We start from the raw sequence: 16,828 nt of genomic DNA, 5'->3' as shown, positions 1-16,828 counted from the left end.
GATCCCGCGTGATGGCGCTGAACCCATCGATGGTTGCGAAGTTAGCACAGCGGTGCGCGCGTCGGCGGCCGCGGGGTTTCCCCAGCCGGCGCCGCAACGACCGCGACGGCCATGGTTTCACTCTCGTGTACGATCTGTCGAACCGGAACTCCGTGAAGGATCGCTGGCTTGTAGCGCCACCCAGCAACTACCGGCACCGCTGCCTGGGCGTAATCCGGGTTATTCGTGCGGACTAGCTTCACCGTCTCCATCTCCGGTATCCCCTGGGTATCCACCACGAACTCGACTTCAGCCGTATAACACGCACGGCCTCCAGGGGGCGGTGAAGAGGGACTGAAGTTCGGATGTCCGGAACGGTCAATAACTGCCGCGCGCTCGTCGACCGCACAATCACGATAGACCGGTCCGCGCACGAGGTATACGGAGTCGCCAGATTCGAGCGCGCACGCGGCCCGGGACGCCGCGCCATTCGAGCCGCTTGCGCAGCTGCCGGCCGCGGCTGCGATGGCGAAGATCAGGAGATGTCGTGTCATGGGCTAAGGTTTAGCGTCTAGGTAACGCATTGCGAATCGTTAGAGCAGTCCTTGATTGCGCATCAGGCCGCGTTGTGCCGGGGCCCGTCGCTAGTCGCCGAGCGCGTATCGGACCTGAACGTCTGCGGTCGCGACCGCGACCGTACCGTACAACGGTCACCGCCGCTTGAACGATTCGATGAGGACCGCCGCATTCGCGTCGTCGGTGCCCCAGAGCTTGAAGTCGAGCGTGACGCCGTTCAGTGTGCTGACGTCGGTCCGCGTCTGCTTGGCGCGGTCCGACCAACCATGGACCTTCACGGAAACGCGGTCGAGCGGCCTGCTCTCCGTCTTGGCGATGACGTGAATGAGCTCGACACCGCACGCCGCGACGGCGGAGAGGAACGCCTCGACGGGTGTGACCTCCTCGCCGGGGCAACCATTCTGCACCGGCCCATCGATGACATAGTGATGGTCCCGCACGCTACACAGGACGCGGCCAAACACGGCCGTCGATCCGGCGGCGACGTCGTACTCGCGGAGAGTCGATGAGGGAGTTGTCATTGATTACGCCATAGCCATTCGAGCGCTTCGGGCAACGTCTGCTGCCGCACCCCGCGGTCGACGTGCAGCGCGTTGCGCGCGAAGACGAATTGATAATGATACTCTTTGGCGGCGAGTGTTGCAGCCAGGCGCTCGTTCGCGAGCACCCAGTCGTGCATCCCGTCGCGCATCGGGTTCGGATTGAGCAAATCCTTATCGCCGACCATCATCCAGATACGGATCGGATTCGCCGGGCTGTTCGGGATCAGTTGCTCGTGATACCCCCAGGCTCCGTGCGGCGTCTCGGGATTCGGCGGCCACTGCTGGTTCACCGCGGTGAGCGAATAGGCGAGCACGCGATGATAGAGATCGGTGCGATACCACGCCATGCTGAGCGCCGCGGCGCCACCCGAGCTGTTTCCCGTGGTCGCTCGCTCGTTAGGGTCCTTCGTGAGCGTCACGCCGTACTGCCGCTCGACGAGTGGCAGCACCTCCGTCTCGACGAACTCGGCGTAGCGTCCAGACATCGTATCATACTCGAGTCCACGCTCGCTCCCTTGCGCGTCCCCGCCGCCGTTCCCGATCGAGATGGCGATCATGACTGGGACCCGCTTCGCGGCGATGAGGTTGTCGAGGGCGACGAAGAGAAGGGAGTCGGGTCCGTCGGCACCGACGATGAACGGCGCAACGGAGCCGCGGACGTATTGCGCGGGTACGTAGACGGCGACGCGACGCGTGTAGGGCGCGGGATGGCTCGTCTTCACGATGAGCTTCGCCGAGTCGGCGGGATCGGGAACGCCGAATGTCCCCGAGTCGCGCGCGATGCCGGGATAGATCCGGCTGTCGGCGGACCGCATCGTGAACGTGTAGACGGCGCCGTGTGGCACGTCGCTACGGACGGCCATCTCGGGCGCGGGTGCGTGCGTCGGCCCGATGATGAAGTTTCCGTCGGCGGTGGGCGAAGGCACGGTGCCGTCGGGAAGCTCGGTGGCGGCGACGAATCCTGGTGCGCGTGGATCGCGGGCTGGCGGAGTCGGACGCTGCGGCATCGCCGGCGATCTTGCGACGCCGAGGGCGATGAGGGCCGTCGTCGTCATGAGTCCGCGCATCGGTGATTTACCTCCAGAGGTATGTTCGAGCTGGTCGCCCATTGGGTGGCACTGAAATGCGAATCCATCCTTCGCGAGGCGGCCCGGGATAACACGGCGAGACTTAAGTGGACGATCCCGGCGGCGTGAGTCCCCACGCGCGCGCCATCACGCGTCCCCACCAGTAGCCTCCCCAGAGCCCGAGCGACAGCCAGAGAAAGAAGCCGACCCACAGCATGAGCACGACCATGATCGTCGCGACATCGCGTCCCTGCGAGCTGTCGCTCCAGCCGACGGTCAGCGCGTTCAGCGGAGGCATGAGGATCGCCATCATTCCACCGAAGCGCTTCACGCCGAAATCATACACGACCCAATTCCAGCGGTCGCCTTCTCGGGGCGCGTCCCTCCAGAGGCGCCGCCAGCTCCACACCGCGATTCTGGCGATTCCGCCGTGCAGAGCGGCTGCCACAATCGCAATCAGCAGGACCTTGCCTTCGGCATCCTCGCCAATCAGGTGACGCAACACGAGCAACGCGGCGCACGTGACGAACCCGACGACGAGTGGAACCGTTAGGCCAGCGTGGTGCGACCTCATCACGCGGTCGACCGGATCCCAGATCACCGACACCGACGGTGACCTAACCGGCTTGTCGCGACCGGCGCAGCATCCAGCCGTAGAGCCACGCGACCACACCGATGAACCCGAGCACGCCGAGCCACGGTGCCGGTCCAAAATTCTCCGGGACAAGCGCGATCGGCGCGTCCGTCGTAAGGCCGACGATCAGCCCTGCGTTGATCACTCCCCACAAGCTCTCGCCCACGATCAGTCCGGAGGCGACGAGCGTGCCCAACCGCTCGGCCCGTCCGGGGTTCGCCATCGTCTTCGCCTTGCCGTCGTACCAGTGTGACAGAGTCGCTCCCACCACCACCGCGAACGTCGCCGACATCGGAAGATAGATACCGATACCAACCGCGAGCGGTGGGATGCGGAGCTTGTTCATCGCGCCTAACGCCGCGTCGAGCACGATGAGACCCACGCCGACCACCGCGCCGATGCCGAGCATCGTCCAGTTGAGCTGACCCCCGATCACACCCTGTGCGAGGGCGGCGATCAGCGTCGCCTGGGGCGCGGGCAGCGGATTCGGCGCGAGGACGCCGACGTTCGCCGCCCCGGCGAACCCATACGCCTTCGCGAGCAGGTTGAGCACACTTGGAATCACCGACGCGCCCGCGGCGACACCGACGATGAGCGCGATCTGCTGGCGCATCGGCGACGCGCCGACGAGCTGGCCCGTCTTCAAATCCTGCAAATTGTCGTTCGAGATCGTCGCGCAGGCGAAGACGATTGCCGTGATGAAGAGCGAGAAGGCGACGAGCGCCGACTGGGTTCCTTGCGTCGGCGCGACGACGAAAATGACGAGCGAAGCGCAGATGACGATCGACAGAATGCCGACACCCGAGATCGGACTGTTCGACGCCCCGATGAGTCCCGCCATGTAGCCGCAGATCCCGGCGATGAGAAAACCGGCAAGCAGCACGAATGGAACGGCGAAAACCGTGAGTCCGAACGCGCTGCCGGCGAGCACCGTCGACTTGGCGAAGGTATAAGCGAGGTACGCGGCGATGATCAGGCACGCGATCGTCAGCGCGATGATCCAGGGCGGCGAGATATCGCGATCGAGATCGTCACCCGTGTCGGCCCGTCGCGACGCCGCGAGCGTGCTCACGAGTCCACCGATCACCGGCTTCGTTAGGCTCGCGAGCGTATAGAGTGCCGCGATACCGATCGCGCCGGCGCCGATGAAGCGCACCTGCGTTCGCCAGATCGTTAGGGTGTGCGTCGCGAGCGCGACGCCCGCGGCAGCGGGTTGCATCGACGTCAGGATCGGCACAGCGATGACCCAGGCGATGATCAACCCCGTGAGCATTGCCATACCGACAGAGAGCCCAACAAGATGCCCCGCACCGAGGAGCGCGAGCGACCAAGCGAAATCATAGCCCGTCGACGCGGAGCTTCCGATCGGGAAAAAACCCGTGAGCGTCCCGGCGATGATGCGTGTCCCCTGAACAATCGCGAGCCCGCCCGACGCGATCGAGCCGAGTATCACCGCGATCAGTCCTTCTCGCGCCTCACCCGTGTCGTCCTTCGTCTCGCCACGCGTGCCCGATCCGACCTTCAGCACTTCCGCTGCGGCGACGCCTTCGGGGTAGGGAAGATCCGAGGTCGTCACCAGCGCTCGGCGCAGCGGGATCGTGAATAGCACGCCGATGATTCCACCGCTCAGGCAGATGAGAAACGATTGCCAGAACGGGAACCCTGTCCACCACCCGACGATTACGAGCCCAGGTAGCACGAAGATGATCGCCGAGAGTGTCCCCGCCGCCGAGGCGACCGTCTGCACGATGTTGTTCTCGAGGATCGTCGAATCCTTGACCGCGCTGAGGATCGCCATCGAGATGACTGCGGCGGGGATTGACGACGCGAAGGTGAGCCCGACCTTGAGGCCGAGATAGACGTTGGCGGCGGTGAAGACGGTCGTGATGAGCGCGCCGAGGATCAAGCCCCGGATCGTCAGTTCTTTTGGTTTCATGGAGCGGGGTATGGGAGGATGGCCGTCCAGTCGGACAATACACTACCTCCCAAAGCGCATTGCGGAAGTCAGGTAGCCGCGGCGAGCCCGCCGCCGAGCGCGGACTCTGGCTTCGCCCTAGTGGCGCTGACCCTCCTCACCATTTCGGACGTGCGCAATCACCACCGTGACGTTGTCCTGCCCACCTCGCGAGAGCGCCAAATCAACGAGCTTGTGACAGGTCTCCTCGGCCGACGTACACTGCGCGAGATGCGCCTTGATCTCGTCGTCGGAGACGTGGGTCGTTAGGCCATCGGTGCACAGCATGACGACGCCGCGACGCGTGACGTCCGTGACCTGGACCTCGGGCACGACCTCCTGACTGCCGATCGCACTCCACAGAATGTGCTTGAGGTGCGACGCTTCGGCTCCGGCGGGCGTGAGCGCCCCCGCCTGGACCATCATCTGGGCGAAGGTCTGATCAGTCGTTAGGCGTTCGAGATTGCCGTCGCGATACCGATAGGCGCGGCTGTCGCCGACATGGACGACGAACGCGCGCGGCCAGAATGACGCGAACATCGTGAGGGTCGACGCTTGGGGCGCCCCCTCGTCGTCGGTCGCGGCGAGTAACGCGCGGTGAGCTCCCGCCACGGCGTCGCGGAGGCTGTTCATTGCCTCGCTCTCGTGCTCGACCGCCATCTGCGAACAGAGCTCCGTCGCGTGCAGGAGATGTTGCGCCACGGTGGACACGACGCGCGCGCTGCCTTCCTCGGCGCCGGCGAGCCCACCGACGCCGTCGGCAACGAGAAGCAGGAATCCGCGCGACTCGGTTTCCTCAGGACCGACGCCGCCGCCCAAGCTCGTGCAATGCACATGGAGCGTGCGGTGCAGGCTCGCGACGAGAAACTGATCGGCATTGGTCTTACGGACGAGCCCCGGATGCGTGACGCCGAAGGCGTCTATCTCGGCAAGCGTTGGACGCTGAACCACGGTCGCTTCGCGGGTCGCGGTGCTGCTCATGACGCACTCCTTCGGAGACCTCCGTTGAGGGTACCACCCCTTGCGTGTGGAGGCAATGACGCTGGGACTTTGTTCGCGCGGCGGGCGCGTTCAGGCTTGATAAGCCGCGCTTCCCCCAACGACGGTCCGCACGATCTGAATATCCTTGATCTTCTCCGGACTCACCGTATGCGGATCGTCCGCGAGCACGACGAAGTCTGCGAGCTTGCCATCAGCGATCGAGCCCTTGAGCGTTTCCTCATGCGAGGCGTACGCACCGTTCATCGTGTTGACCCTGATCGCTTCGTCGACACTGATGCGCTGATTCGCGCCCCATGTCTTGCCGTCCCAGCCGGTGCGCGTGACCATTCCCTGGATTCCCATGAGTGGCGCGAATGGACCGGGACTGAAGTCGGAGCCGGCCGCGGCGTGGACGCCGGCGTCGAGCAACGTGCGATACGCCATGCAGCGTTTCATCAACTCCTCGCCGTAGAACACGAACTTGTCGCTGTTGTAGTACGCGTAGGTCGTGAACATCGCCGGCACTGCGCCGACGGCCTTGATCCGCCGGACGAGGTCGTCGTTGATCAGCGTGCAATGCGTGATCTTCGGACGCGCGTCGGCGCGCGGCGCCAGCTGCTGCGCGCGCTCGATCGCCGTGAGGTACATGTCGATCGCGACGTCGCCATTCGCGTGGCAGTTCACCTGGATTCCCGCGGGATGCACCTTTTCAACCCAGGCGTTCAGGTCGTCCTGTGTTTCGGTGACGTTGCCCTTGTATTGCGTCCCGGCGTACGGCGTGCTCAGCGCCATCGTGCGTTCCGAGAACGATCCGTCGACGGTATGCTCCGACGTCGCGCCGAATTTGATCCACTCGTCGCCGAAGCCCGTCTTGATCCCGTCCGCGATCATCGTGTCGACCATGCGCTCGTTCGGCTCGTAGCTCACGCGATGGTGCAGCTCGCCGCGGGCGTGGACGTCCTGGATGGCGGCGAGATCGCCGCCCTCGTGGTGGACGCTCGTCAGGCCGTAGCGAACGAACTGCTTCGAGATGTGCTCGATGCCGTTGCGCTCCCGCTGCGCCCGCTGCGCGGCCGTGAATTGCGGCCGTTGCCCGACGTTATTAAAGACGCTCCGGGCGCGATCGGTCACTCGGCCGCTCAGATCACCATTCTCGTCGCGGTCGAAGGTGCCGCCGGCGGGATTCGGCGCGTCTCGCGTGACGCGCGCCAACTCGAACGCTTTGCTGTTGTAGAACGAGGTGTGGCCGCCGCGATGGTGCACGACGACCGGGTGCTCGGTCGAGACCTGATCGAGATCGTGGATGTTGAGCGGACGCTTATCCTTGAGCTTCGTGTCATCGAAGAAATAGCCGTCGACCCAGGTACCAGCCGGTGTCTCACGCGCCTTCACACGGAGTTTGTCGACGATGCTGGAGATGGCGACAAACTCGACCTCGAAGGGATTGCCGACCAGCACCTCGTAGAGGAGCGTCGTCCCGCCCGCGTGGTTGTGCGTGTCGATGAAGCCGGGGACGATCGTCATTCGCTTCGCGTCGTAGGTCTGTGTGCCATTGCGAATCAGCCCACGGATATCGGCGCTCTGGCCGACGGCTACGAATCGACCGGACTTGATCGCGAATGCCTCGGCGCGTGGTAGCCCAGGGTCCATCGTGATCACCTTGGCGTTGAGCACCACGAGGTCCACGTCGGGCGACGCGGCACCGAGGAGAGCGGCGATGCCTGTCCCACGACGTGACGTCAACGCGCCGGCGACGCCTAACGCTGCGAGGCTCACGAACTCCCTGCGGCTCTGTCGATCGGTCATGACACAATCCTAGGCTTTCGGCTTGGTCCGCGTCCAGACGACCTTCTGCGGCAATCGGTCGCGGTCGACAATTCGGCCGTCCTTCATCACCATCGACAACTTGCGGATGTTGTGAATGTCGGCTAGCGGGTCGGCATCGAGCAGCAGAATGTCGGCGTACTTGCCGACTTCGAGCGTCCCGAAATCCTTCGAGCCTTGCGACGCGCGCGCGCCATTCTTCGTCGCCGCGACGATCGCCTGTGCCGGGTCATTCCCAATTCGACGAGCCCCTCGATCGCGGCGAGGGTCGCCGTGCCCGGCATCATGTGTGCGTCCACGCGCGGCGTGCGGGTGAATTCCCTGACCACGAGTGTCTCCTGTGAGTTCGTAGGATCGTTAGACCGGTCGCGATGCGACAAACGGCCACTGATGTCCGCGCCGTGCCCAAACGAGAAACGTCAATCCGCCCAGCGCGAGGACGCCCACACCGAACAGAATTACGCGGACATCCGTCGTCGCGAACACGAAGATCCAGCCGAGCAGGGCGACCAGTGCCGGCAGCGGATAGAGCCACATCCGGTAGGGACGCGGCAGCTCCGGCGCCTGGCGTCGCAGGAGCATCAAGCCGACGACTTGCCCCATGAACTGCACGAGGATCCGCGTCACGATCAGCGCGTCGATTACGGTGCCTAACGCAAAGAAACCAGCGAGGATCGAGATTGCGCCAAGCACGAGGAGCGACACGTACGGAAATTGCTTCGTCGGGTGCAGCCGGCCAAACACGCGGAAGAAATAGCCGCTCTCCGCCGCGGCGAAGGGGATGCGTGAGTATCCGAGCAGAAGGGCAAAGACCGACCCGAACGCCGTCCACAAAACCAGCAGCGTGAAGAGCGTTGCCACGCGCGACCCATAGATCCGCTGCATGAAGACCGAGACGACGAAGTTGGACTCGGGGTGCGCCGATGCCGGAACGAAGTCGCGCCACGGGACGACGCCGACGATCGAGAGATTGATGCCGAGATAAATGAGCGCGACCGCCGCGGTGCTGATGAGAATCGATCGCGGGATCACGCGGCCGGGATCGCGCACCTCGTCGCCGATGTAGCAGACATCGTAGTAGCCGAGGTAGTCGTAGATGCCAATCCGCGACGCTGCGCCGAGGCCGAGGAAGAAGCCTAACGAGAACGTGAAGGCGCCGGGCGGGAAATCGAAGGCGACGCGTGGGTTGAAATGCGTGGCGCCGGTAACGATCACGGCGAGGACGGTCACGAGCGTCCCGACCCAGAGCGACACGGTAATGCGCACGATCGAATGAATACGCCGATAGAGCAGGGCAACGTTGATGACTCCGATCACCGACACGAGGACGATGACGCCGGTACGCGTCAGACCATTCCATATGAAACTCGCGTAGTCGGCGAAACCGATGTATCCCGACGCGATCTCGAGCGGACCGCTGAGCACGAACTGCCACACGAACAGGAAGGCCATCAACCGTCCGACGCGCGCTCGGCCGAACGCCTCGCGCAGGTAATGAAACGAGCCTCCCGATCCGGGCATCGCCGCGCCCAGCTCACTCCAGACCATCCCGTCGCAGATCACGATCACGAGCGCGACGATCCAGCCGAGCATCGCCTGTGGGCCACCTAACGCCGACATGAGCAGCGGGATCGTGATGAACGGACCCACGCCGATCATGTTCGTCATGTTGAGCGCCGTCGCGCTCACGAGGCCGAAGCGCCTCGGTAACTGGCCGTGCTCGCCGGGCGCGGGAGGCTCGATGCCGGCGCCGCGAGGGACCGTTGCGGTCGGTTCGTTAGGCACGCGTGACGTCACGCGGCGGACGGTCCGCCGCCGAGCCCATCGAAGTACGCGTCGAGCTTGGTGAGGCGGAAGAGCGTACTGATGTCGTCGCTGAGATGCACCAGGCGGATGTTCCCCTGCTGTTCATGAATCTTCTTGGAGATGCCGACCAGCGTGCCCAATCCAGAGCTGTCGATATAGGTCGTGTCCACGAGATCGACCGTGAATCGGCGCCCACCCTCGTCCAGCGCATCGAGCGCCAGCTGACGCAGCACGCCCTTGTTGGCGGTGATGAGCCACTCGGGCACGTGAATGATCACTCTGTCGTCGAGCCGGGTGACCGAGAAGCCCATGCCGCCCTCATCGAATGAGAGGCCCCCAAAGTACTGCGAACGCGACGCAATCGAAATGCGTCTGGCTCGTGTCGGAGCGCGTGTAGGCCGTACAGCCCATACTGTCTCGAGCCATGGCGAATCCAATTTCCGAGTAGTCTTACACGCCGGCCTCGCGCCGGGAGGTTTCGCCTATGGCCACGTTGTTGGATACACTGACTACTCTCGTGACGCCGGCGACCGGGCAGCTCGCCGACCGGCTAGGGGAGTCGGAGGCCACGGTCTCGAGTGCGCTTCCCAGTACCTTCGCGTCGGTCCTCGGAGGACTCGTCACGAAAGCGAAAGACCCGGGCTCGTTCCGTCAGGTGTTCGACCTGATCACGAGCCGTCCCGCTGGTTCCGATCTGCCCGCCGATGCCGCGAGCGTGCTGGGCTCGTTCATCGCCGGCGGCGGTGCGGCGGCAACTGGTACGAAATTCCTCAACCAGGTGTTCGGTGGCCAGACGAACGCTGTTGCGAACTTGCTCAACCGCGTGAACGGCTTCAAGAACGCCTCGTCGGCGTCGACGTTGCTCACGCTCGCGGCTCCGCTCGTTCTCGGCGTCCTCGGAAAGCGCGTCCGGGACGACCATCTGGATTCGAGCGGTCTCGCGAACGTGTTCACGGGCGAGAAGGACAGTATCTTCGCCGCGATGCCGGCGGGATTGTCGAGTCTCATCTCGAGCACCGCGGCACCGCCGTCGTTCGTCGAGACGCCGGAGTGGAATCGCGACACGACCACGCCGCGGCAGTTCGCCGATCGGCACGAGTCCGAAGGCCGGAAGTGGGTGTGGCCGGTCATTGGCCTGGCGACGCTTGCGCTCGTGTGGCTCGCGATCTCGCACAAGAACACGCGCATGCCGGTGGGCACGGCGGTGGTCGATACGTCGTACCACGTTGGCACGGTGCCGTCGACGTCGGGCGGCGAAGTGAGCACGCCCTTCGAGAACACGGGCGCCTTCACGAAGCAAGCGTTGCCGAACGGCGTCTTGATTCGCGTTCCGCTCAATGGCACCGAATCGAAGCTCGTCGGCTTCATCGATGATCCGTCGCGCCAGGTTGACAAGACAACCTGGTTCGAGCTCGATCGCGTGAACTTCGCGCCCAACTCGGCCAACATCCTTCCCGAATCGCAGGAGCAGCTCGCCAACCTCGTCGCGATTCTCAAGGCGTTTCCGAATGCTCACGTGAAAGTCGGTGGCTACACCGATAATGTCGGTAACGCGAAGACGAATTTTCGGCTGTCGCAGAAACGCGCCGATGCCGTGAAGCGATCGCTCCTGCATCAGGGCATTGCCGTGAATCGCGTGCAGTCGGAGGGATATGGCGAGGCTCACGCCATCGGCGACAATTCAACCGAGCCCGGGCGCGCGCAGAATCGGCGGATCGCCCTTCTCGTCACGTCGAAGTAGGGCGCATCGTGTAGCACCAGGCCTCGCCTTCGAGCACCGTCTCACCGGTCTGTCGCGTGACGACGATGCGGAGCTGGGTTACGGGCTTGGTTTCGTGGACACTCATCACCTCGGCTTCCGCGGTGATGGTGTCTCCGATGTAGACCGGAGCCGTGAATTTCCATTGCTGGCTGAGAAAGACCGATCCTGGTCCCGGCAGGTCCATCGCGACAAGCGCGTGGAGGAGACCCGTCGTCAGTCCACCCTGGACCACGAGGCCGCCAAAACGCGTGCGCTTCGCGAAGTCGGCGTCGAAGTGGAGCGGATTGTAATCGCCCGTGAGCTCGGCGAAAGTCCGCACGTGATGTTCGGTGAGCGTGAGCGTGCGGCTCGCTTTCTCGCCGACCACGGGTTTGCTCCTGACCTCAGTCGTCATGACAGTGGCTCGTTAGGTTTCCTGGCTGGTGGTCGGTGGTTCGTGTCTGGTCGTTGGTGATTCGTGGATGCGGCTCCCAAGTGTAGCCGGCGCGAGCGCGACAACAAGGGCCGGGACGCCTGTCATGAGAGGCCAGTCGACACGCGCCCGCGGGAGCAGCGAGTGGGGAGTCGGCTCATGTGCTTGACGGGTGGAGGGTCCCTCGAGTAGAGTACTTTATTATATAAAGTCCAGGGTGATCCCGATGCGCACGTCGACGGAATGGCTTCGATACTTCGAGAGCAACGCGGGGCAGCTACTCGACATCCCCTGGGAGCGAGTTGCGGAGCTGACGCCGGACGAGATCATCGCTGTTGGCCCCTCGATCGCGGAATTCCAGCGCGGCGAGAGCGGGGAAGGTCGTCATCTCATTCGCTACGCCCAGAAGTATGCGGAGCGAACGGGCGATCGCGACTACGCCGCCGCAATCATACTCTTCATTCGCGAGGAACAACGACACGCGCGCGATCTACGCCGCGTTCTCGAGCTCCATCGCATTCCACTCGCCCGCGCGAGCTTCGCCGACGCGGTGTTCCGGCGCCTCCGCAACATCTTCGGCACGCTCGAGATCTCGATTGGCGTGCTCATTACCGCCGAGTTGATGGCGCAGGTGTATTACGACGCACTGCGCCAAGCGACACGGTCACAGATTCTCCAGCGCCTCTGTGAGCAGATACTCAGTGATGAAGCCCGACATGTCGAGTTTCAGGCGGAGCGGCTCGGCATTCTGCGAGCGCATCGCGGCTCGCGCCTCTACATGATGACGATGGCGTTCCAGCGAATTCTGTTTTGGGCAACGAGCTTCGTCGTCTGGCTCGCCCATCGGAGGGTATTCGATCGAGGCGGACTCGGGTTCGGACGCTTCCAGACGGAAGCGTGGCGCTGCTTCGAGGCGGCGTTCGCCATCAGCGCGAACGTTAGGCACGCCTGCCGCACAAGTGTCATCCTGACGAGCGGAGCGCCTTCCCTTCGCTCAGGATGACCGTTGGCATGGTTCACGTTAGTCCGTCTTCACGCTTCGACGGAGGCGACATGCATCGCGCGTGCGCGCTCGCGTGTGTTGAGCCCTCGGCCCACAACGCTTACGATCGGTAACGCAACGAAGGGGATGTGCGCGAAGAGCTGAATCCACCAGCGGACGGTGATCGACGGTGGACGGCCCGAGGCGCGCGGAATGACGGCCAGCGACATGACGAGCCAGACCGTTGGCCCATAGAGCCCGGCAACGCCGACGATGCCTCCCGGCTTCGCGATCAGGGCCTGCACGGCCGGGATCGACTTCGCCAGTGCCAGAAAGACCGCTGACCACGTGAACGCCACGCAGGCGTGCAGCAGCAGTCCGACGAGCACAGTGCTCGTGCCTCCTTGCAATGCGGATGGCCCGAGCACCGCGGAGGCGACACCTTGCCACAACCGCGAGAAGGTCGACCCATACACGAAGACACTCAGGCAGCTCGCGAAGAGAAAGTCGATGAGAGCGATCGTGAGCCAGGTGCGGAGCAAGAGCGAAACTGTTCGAGAGCTCATGCCGCGAATATGCCTTCTCGTCCTCGAGCGGTCCAGCAACGAGGGCCGACCAGCGCATGACGTGCTCGCAGCGTCGAGGCGCGGTGACGAACCGCTAGGCGAGCTGATTCTCGAACCAATGATTGGCGCAGGCTCTTCAACGCGCTTGCCGCGCCGATCACGTGATATGCAGGTCGTTGCCGAAGTGGATCAACGATAGCTTGCGCGCGACCGACCGCGATGCCGCGTTCCTCCACGACGTGCTGTAGAACGGAACTCGGCCCGTCTCGCGCACCACGTTCGCCCACGTAGCGACGACTTGCGCCGCGTAGCCGCGGCCTCGATGCAGCGGAGCCGTGTCGACGCCCGCCTCGTGCGCGTCGTCGGTGATCCGGACGCTCGCGCAAATCGACACCGCTTTGCCACCGACGACCATCACGACCATCGGTTGGCAGGCCGACACGTCAGGGATCCACGGCGAGAGCAACGGCTCGAGGAGCGACGCAGTCGATGCGTCGATCAACGTCGTCCCGAATACTGCCGGGAGTCGAGCGGGGAACGTAAAGGCCGGACCAGCCCATGTCTTGTTCGCGGGTGCGTCGCGACCAACGATGTCCTCGTATCTCGTAGCGACCGGCGGGATTGCAACGCCAGCGTGCTCCTCTCGCGCTCCCACAATCAATTCGGCGCGCAACGCGGCGCTCAGGTCATTGCGGAAGCGCAACAGGCATCCATCCTCCGTTACACCGAGGAAGAAACGCGGCGCAGGCGTGTCACCGACCGTCGGCTCGTTCACGCTCACGAGATCACCGGCACCGTCATGGGTGAAGAGTGCCTCGACATGCATGCGCATCAACTCACGTGGCGATGCCGGCATTCTCGCAGGTATCGTCAGACGTCGACAAGCTCGAGCTCGCGTTCCTGCTCGACGTTGTCCCAGCCACGCTCGGCGTCGACGTCGTGGTCGTGATACCAGTCGTCGTGCGGCGAGGTGGCGTGACACGTTAGGCACTGCGTCACCTGCCACTGCTTGCGGCATCCAGGGCAGCAGGCGTGCGTCTCGAAGGTGTTCCAGACCGTGCTGCATCCTGGATAACACATCCAGCGATCGTGCGGACCAGGTGCCCACTCGCACTTCGGGCAGTAGATCGATGTCGACATAAGTCTCACCTTATGTGTTATCGAGCGACACTATCCCACGAGCGTCCGATGATGACACGTCAGGCAGAGCGCAGGGCGCCGAGCGGATCGATGCGGCTCGCGCGATTCGCGGGAACCCACACGGCGACGAGAGCGATGAGCGCGAGAAGCAATGGCACGCCCACGAACACCAACGGATCGCGCGCCTCGACGCCGAATAAGAGAGTACTCATGAATCGCGAGAGCGCATACGCGGCTGCGACACCGATGATGACTCCAATCAAGGCCAGTCGCATTCCCTGAAGGACGACCATCGTTCGTACTGCGCCCGGCTGCGCGCCGAGTGCGAGCCGGACGCCGATCTCCCGCGTCCGCTGCTGCACCGCGTACGCCATGACCCCGTAGATGCCGATCGCGGCCAGCGCGAGCGCGGACAACGCAAAGACGGTCATGAGCAAAGTATTGAAGCGCTCACGCGAGATCGAGCCGGACACGATCTGGCTCATGGAGCGAATGTCGGCAACCGGAAGCCCCGTTGCCTGACGAAGCTGATCTTGTACGGCCGCGCTGAGCGATAGCGGCGTGACCTTCGTCCGGATGACCCAGGCGATCGGCGAGATCGGCATGTTGAGCGCGTTGACCGCGTCGGGTACCTGCGCCTGCGGCACGAACGCCTTCGGGTCCGCCTCCTGATTCAGGCCGTTATCCCGGCTATCGGCGACGATGCCGATAATCTGTCGATCGGGCTCGGCGGCGAACTCCTTCATGCCACCGCGGCCGATCGTGATGAAGTCGTTCAGTGGATTGCCGGTCTTCCAGTACTGTTTCGCCATTGCTTCGTTGATGACGACGACGGGCGGCGATGCCTTGGTGTCGAGCGTCGTGAAAGTTCGCCCGCGAATCACCGGGATTTTAAAGACTTCGAAATATCCCGGCGACACCGTCATCCATGACACACCGCCGTGGTTGGTTCTTCCCGGCTCGAGCGGCCGGCCGACGATCCTGAAGCCGAGTCCGTAGCCGCCCTCGAGCGGCAAGCAACAGGCCGCGCTCGCATTGACGACGCCGGGCAGTGCGCGCAAACGCTCAACGCCGGCTTGAATGACCTGATCGACGGCCACTGCGCTCTCGTAGCGTGGGCCTGTAAACGCCATCCGCATCGTCAGCACGTTGTTCGCGTCGAATCCCGGGTCGACGGCGCGCAATGCGAGCGACGTGCGAATCAGAAGCCCCGAGCCAATCACAAGCGTCAGCGCGAGCGCGATCTCGAGGACCACGAGCGCCGACCGAACGTGGTTGCTGGCGCCGCCGCCAGACGCGCCCGTGCCGTCTCTCAGTGTTCCGCTGAGATCGTGTCGTGCAGCGTGAATGGCGGGCATGACACCGAACAGGAGTCCCGTCCCAATCGAGACGAGCGCGGTGAAGGCCAGCAACCGCCAGTCGAGATGGACGGCGGCCCCGCCCTCACCGAGGCGGGGCAGCCCCGCGGTGTTGATCGAGAGGAGTGAGCGAATGCCGAAGAGTCCGAGAATGAGACCGAGCGCGCCGCCGACAACCGCGAGCAACACGCTTTCAGTTATCAACTGTCTGATGATCCGGCTGCGATTGGCGCCCATTGCCGCGCGAATTGCCATCTCACGCCGACGAACCGTGGACCGCACCAGGAGCAGGTTCGCGACGTTCGCACACGCGATCAGGAGCACCCCGCTCACGGCCGCGAGGAGGATCACCAGCAGCGTTCGCGAGTTGTGCACGAACACGTTCTGGATCGGTTCGACGCTGAAGGCGTCCCTCGGGCCGATCTGGTTCGGGAATTTCTCCCGAAATTCGCCGGTTGACTGACGGAGCTTGGCTTGCGCCTGCGCGAGGGTGACGCCGGGCTTGATGCGTCCCGCAGAGCGGAAGTAGTGAGCGCCGCTCGTTGTGTTCGGATCGATCTGAAAGGCCGTCCAGACGTCGGGTGGGTCGAGGAACTCGGAAACGTCGAAGCCGCGGTTGATCACACCGACGACCACGTAGGGATCGCCGCTGAGGAGAATGGCCTTGCCAATGATCGCGGGATCGGCGGCAAAGCGGCGCGTCCACCAACCGTATGAGAGCACAGCGACGCGGGGACCACCCGGCCGGTCTTCGTCAGGCGAGAACGTGCGGCCGAGGAGCGTCTTCGCGCCCCAGAGCCGGAAGAACGCCTCGCTCACATTGCCCGCGTTCACCTGCTCCGGTACATCGCCGCCGGTGTAATTCATCGTGACATTGCGAAAGGCGGACGCGTCCTCGACGACGCTGGTCTGATGTTCCCAATGCACGAACTTGATCGGCGACGCACCGGGACCTTGCCCGTTCGCAAACGTGTTCATGAACATCACGATCCGACTGGGATCGGGATATGGGAACGGGCGAAGCAGAATCGCGTCGACGACCGAGAAGACGGACGTCGTGGCGCCAATGCCTAACGCGAGCGCGGCGACGGCGGCAATGGTGAAGGCGCGCTGCTGGCGAAGCGTCCGCAGCGAATACTTGAGGTCCTGGATGAATCGCTCCACGCGAATAGCCCCCTCTGGTCGACCAGGTTCAGCCGCGACGACACCGTAGCCTATACGTCGCGCCCGGGAGTCGCTAGCAAT

16 protein-coding genes are annotated in these 16,828 nt (G+C 64.0%); 2 read left to right on the top strand and 14 right to left on the bottom strand.

The genetic code is table 11. The annotated features are described in order from the left end of the window. Window positions 1-41 precede the first annotated feature (41 nt). The 9 genes from VGH98_19240 to VGH98_19200 form a co-directional block, all read right to left on the bottom strand. Window positions 42-533, bottom strand: a complete 492-nt coding sequence (locus tag VGH98_19240) for a hypothetical protein (protein ID HEY2378119.1) — start codon at window positions 531-533, stop codon at window positions 42-44. Window positions 534-689: 156 nt separating this feature from the next. After that, complete coding sequence (locus VGH98_19235) at window positions 690-1,076, bottom strand: OsmC family protein (GenBank protein HEY2378118.1); 387 nt, start codon at window positions 1,074-1,076, stop codon at window positions 690-692. After that, window positions 1,073-2,164: an alpha/beta hydrolase-fold protein gene (locus VGH98_19230; GenBank protein HEY2378117.1), complete on the bottom strand. Its 1,092-nt coding sequence runs from the start codon at window positions 2,162-2,164 to the stop codon at window positions 1,073-1,075. Before VGH98_19230 ends, VGH98_19235 begins: the two co-directional genes overlap by 4 nt. 103 nt (window positions 2,165-2,267) lie before the next feature. Continuing rightward, window positions 2,268-2,741: a hypothetical protein gene (locus VGH98_19225; GenBank protein ID HEY2378116.1), complete on the bottom strand. Its 474-nt coding sequence runs from the start codon at window positions 2,739-2,741 to the stop codon at window positions 2,268-2,270. A gap of 40 nt (window positions 2,742-2,781) precedes the next feature. Then, window positions 2,782-4,734 (bottom strand): oligopeptide transporter, OPT family, encoded by a 1,953-nt coding sequence (locus VGH98_19220; GenBank protein HEY2378115.1) that lies wholly within the window; start codon window positions 4,732-4,734, stop codon window positions 2,782-2,784. A 117-nt stretch (window positions 4,735-4,851) separates the two neighbouring features. Continuing rightward, window positions 4,852-5,733 (bottom strand): PP2C family serine/threonine-protein phosphatase, encoded by an 882-nt coding sequence (locus tag VGH98_19215; GenBank protein HEY2378114.1) that lies wholly within the window; start codon window positions 5,731-5,733, stop codon window positions 4,852-4,854. A 90-nt stretch (window positions 5,734-5,823) separates the two neighbouring features. Further along, window positions 5,824-7,539, bottom strand: a complete 1,716-nt coding sequence (locus VGH98_19210; GenBank protein ID HEY2378113.1) for an amidohydrolase — start codon at window positions 7,537-7,539, stop codon at window positions 5,824-5,826. Window positions 7,540-7,914: 375 nt separating this feature from the next. Further along, window positions 7,915-9,354 carry an APC family permease gene (locus VGH98_19205; protein ID HEY2378112.1) on the bottom strand — a complete coding sequence of 480 codons (1,440 nt, stop codon included), beginning with the start codon at window positions 9,352-9,354 and terminating at the stop codon, window positions 7,915-7,917. Next, on the bottom strand, window positions 9,351-9,674 hold the full coding sequence (locus VGH98_19200) for an STAS domain-containing protein (GenBank protein HEY2378111.1): 324 nt from the start codon (window positions 9,672-9,674) through the stop codon (window positions 9,351-9,353). The genes VGH98_19205 and VGH98_19200 overlap by 4 nt, the downstream gene beginning before the upstream one ends. Window positions 9,675-9,847: 173 nt before the next feature. Here VGH98_19200 and VGH98_19195 point away from each other — a divergent pair, with 173 nt between their 5' ends. After that, window positions 9,848-11,104 carry an OmpA family protein gene (locus VGH98_19195; GenBank protein ID HEY2378110.1) on the top strand — a complete coding sequence of 419 codons (1,257 nt, stop codon included), beginning with the start codon at window positions 9,848-9,850 and terminating at the stop codon, window positions 11,102-11,104. On the opposite strand, the gene VGH98_19190 is transcribed toward VGH98_19195, so the two are convergent. After that, window positions 11,091-11,519 carry a MaoC family dehydratase gene (locus VGH98_19190; GenBank protein HEY2378109.1) on the bottom strand — a complete coding sequence of 143 codons (429 nt, stop codon included), beginning with the start codon at window positions 11,517-11,519 and terminating at the stop codon, window positions 11,091-11,093. The two genes, VGH98_19195 and VGH98_19190, sit on opposite strands and share 14 nt — an antisense overlap. Before the next feature lie 244 nt (window positions 11,520-11,763). Here VGH98_19190 and VGH98_19185 point away from each other — a divergent pair, with 244 nt between their 5' ends. Then, entirely contained in the window at window positions 11,764-12,540 is a 777-nt protein-coding gene (locus VGH98_19185) for a ferritin-like domain-containing protein (GenBank protein ID HEY2378108.1), read from the top strand. Window positions 12,541-12,569: 29 nt separating this feature from the next. Here the strand turns inward: VGH98_19185 and VGH98_19180 are convergent, their stop codons facing one another. From VGH98_19180 to VGH98_19165, 4 genes are all read right to left on the bottom strand, one after another. After that, a complete protein-coding gene (locus VGH98_19180) occupies window positions 12,570-13,085 on the bottom strand; it encodes a hypothetical protein (GenBank protein HEY2378107.1) in 516 nt (171 codons plus the stop codon). A 157-nt stretch (window positions 13,086-13,242) separates the two neighbouring features. After that, window positions 13,243-13,941, bottom strand: a complete 699-nt coding sequence (locus VGH98_19175; GenBank protein HEY2378106.1) for a GNAT family N-acetyltransferase — start codon at window positions 13,939-13,941, stop codon at window positions 13,243-13,245. Window positions 13,942-13,955: 14 nt separating this feature from the next. Beyond that, window positions 13,956-14,225, bottom strand: a complete 270-nt coding sequence (locus VGH98_19170; GenBank protein ID HEY2378105.1) for a hypothetical protein — start codon at window positions 14,223-14,225, stop codon at window positions 13,956-13,958. A gap of 59 nt (window positions 14,226-14,284) precedes the next feature. Continuing rightward, on the bottom strand, window positions 14,285-16,747 hold the full coding sequence (locus tag VGH98_19165) for an ABC transporter permease (GenBank protein HEY2378104.1): 2,463 nt from the start codon (window positions 16,745-16,747) through the stop codon (window positions 14,285-14,287). Between the last annotated feature and the right edge of the window lie 81 nt (window positions 16,748-16,828).

The organism is Gemmatimonadaceae bacterium (genome assembly GCA_036496605.1).
In the GTDB taxonomy this organism is placed as follows: domain Bacteria; phylum Gemmatimonadota; class Gemmatimonadetes; order Gemmatimonadales; family Gemmatimonadaceae; genus AG2.
This window is presented reverse-complemented; position numbering and strand designations above follow the sequence as displayed.

Excerpts from the sequence above, each read along its gene's own strand:
- VGH98_19180 (HEY2378107.1), bottom strand. The coding sequence starts at position 13,085 with ATGAGCTCTCGAACAGTTTCGCTCTTGCTCCGCACCTGGCTCACGATC.
- VGH98_19170 (HEY2378105.1), bottom strand. The coding sequence starts at position 14,225 with ATGTCGACATCGATCTACTGCCCGAAGTGCGAGTGGGCACCTGGTCCG.
- VGH98_19195 (HEY2378110.1), top strand. The coding sequence starts at position 9,848 with ATGGCCACGTTGTTGGATACACTGACTACTCTCGTGACGCCGGCGACC.
- VGH98_19220 (HEY2378115.1), bottom strand. The coding sequence starts at position 4,734 with ATGAAACCAAAAGAACTGACGATCCGGGGCTTGATCCTCGGCGCGCTC.
- VGH98_19190 (HEY2378109.1), bottom strand. The coding sequence starts at position 11,519 with ATGACGACTGAGGTCAGGAGCAAACCCGTGGTCGGCGAGAAAGCGAGC.
- VGH98_19185 (HEY2378108.1), top strand. The coding sequence starts at position 11,764 with ATGCGCACGTCGACGGAATGGCTTCGATACTTCGAGAGCAACGCGGGG.
- VGH98_19210 (HEY2378113.1), bottom strand. The coding sequence starts at position 7,539 with ATGACCGATCGACAGAGCCGCAGGGAGTTCGTGAGCCTCGCAGCGTTA.
- VGH98_19230 (HEY2378117.1), bottom strand. The coding sequence starts at position 2,164 with ATGCGCGGACTCATGACGACGACGGCCCTCATCGCCCTCGGCGTCGCA.
- VGH98_19215 (HEY2378114.1), bottom strand. The coding sequence starts at position 5,733 with ATGAGCAGCACCGCGACCCGCGAAGCGACCGTGGTTCAGCGTCCAACG.
- VGH98_19175 (HEY2378106.1), bottom strand. The coding sequence starts at position 13,941 with ATGCCGGCATCGCCACGTGAGTTGATGCGCATGCATGTCGAGGCACTC.
- VGH98_19200 (HEY2378111.1), bottom strand. The coding sequence starts at position 9,674 with ATGGGCTTCTCGGTCACCCGGCTCGACGACAGAGTGATCATTCACGTG.
- VGH98_19240 (HEY2378119.1), bottom strand. The coding sequence starts at position 533 with ATGACACGACATCTCCTGATCTTCGCCATCGCAGCCGCGGCCGGCAGC.
- VGH98_19235 (HEY2378118.1), bottom strand. The coding sequence starts at position 1,076 with ATGACAACTCCCTCATCGACTCTCCGCGAGTACGACGTCGCCGCCGGA.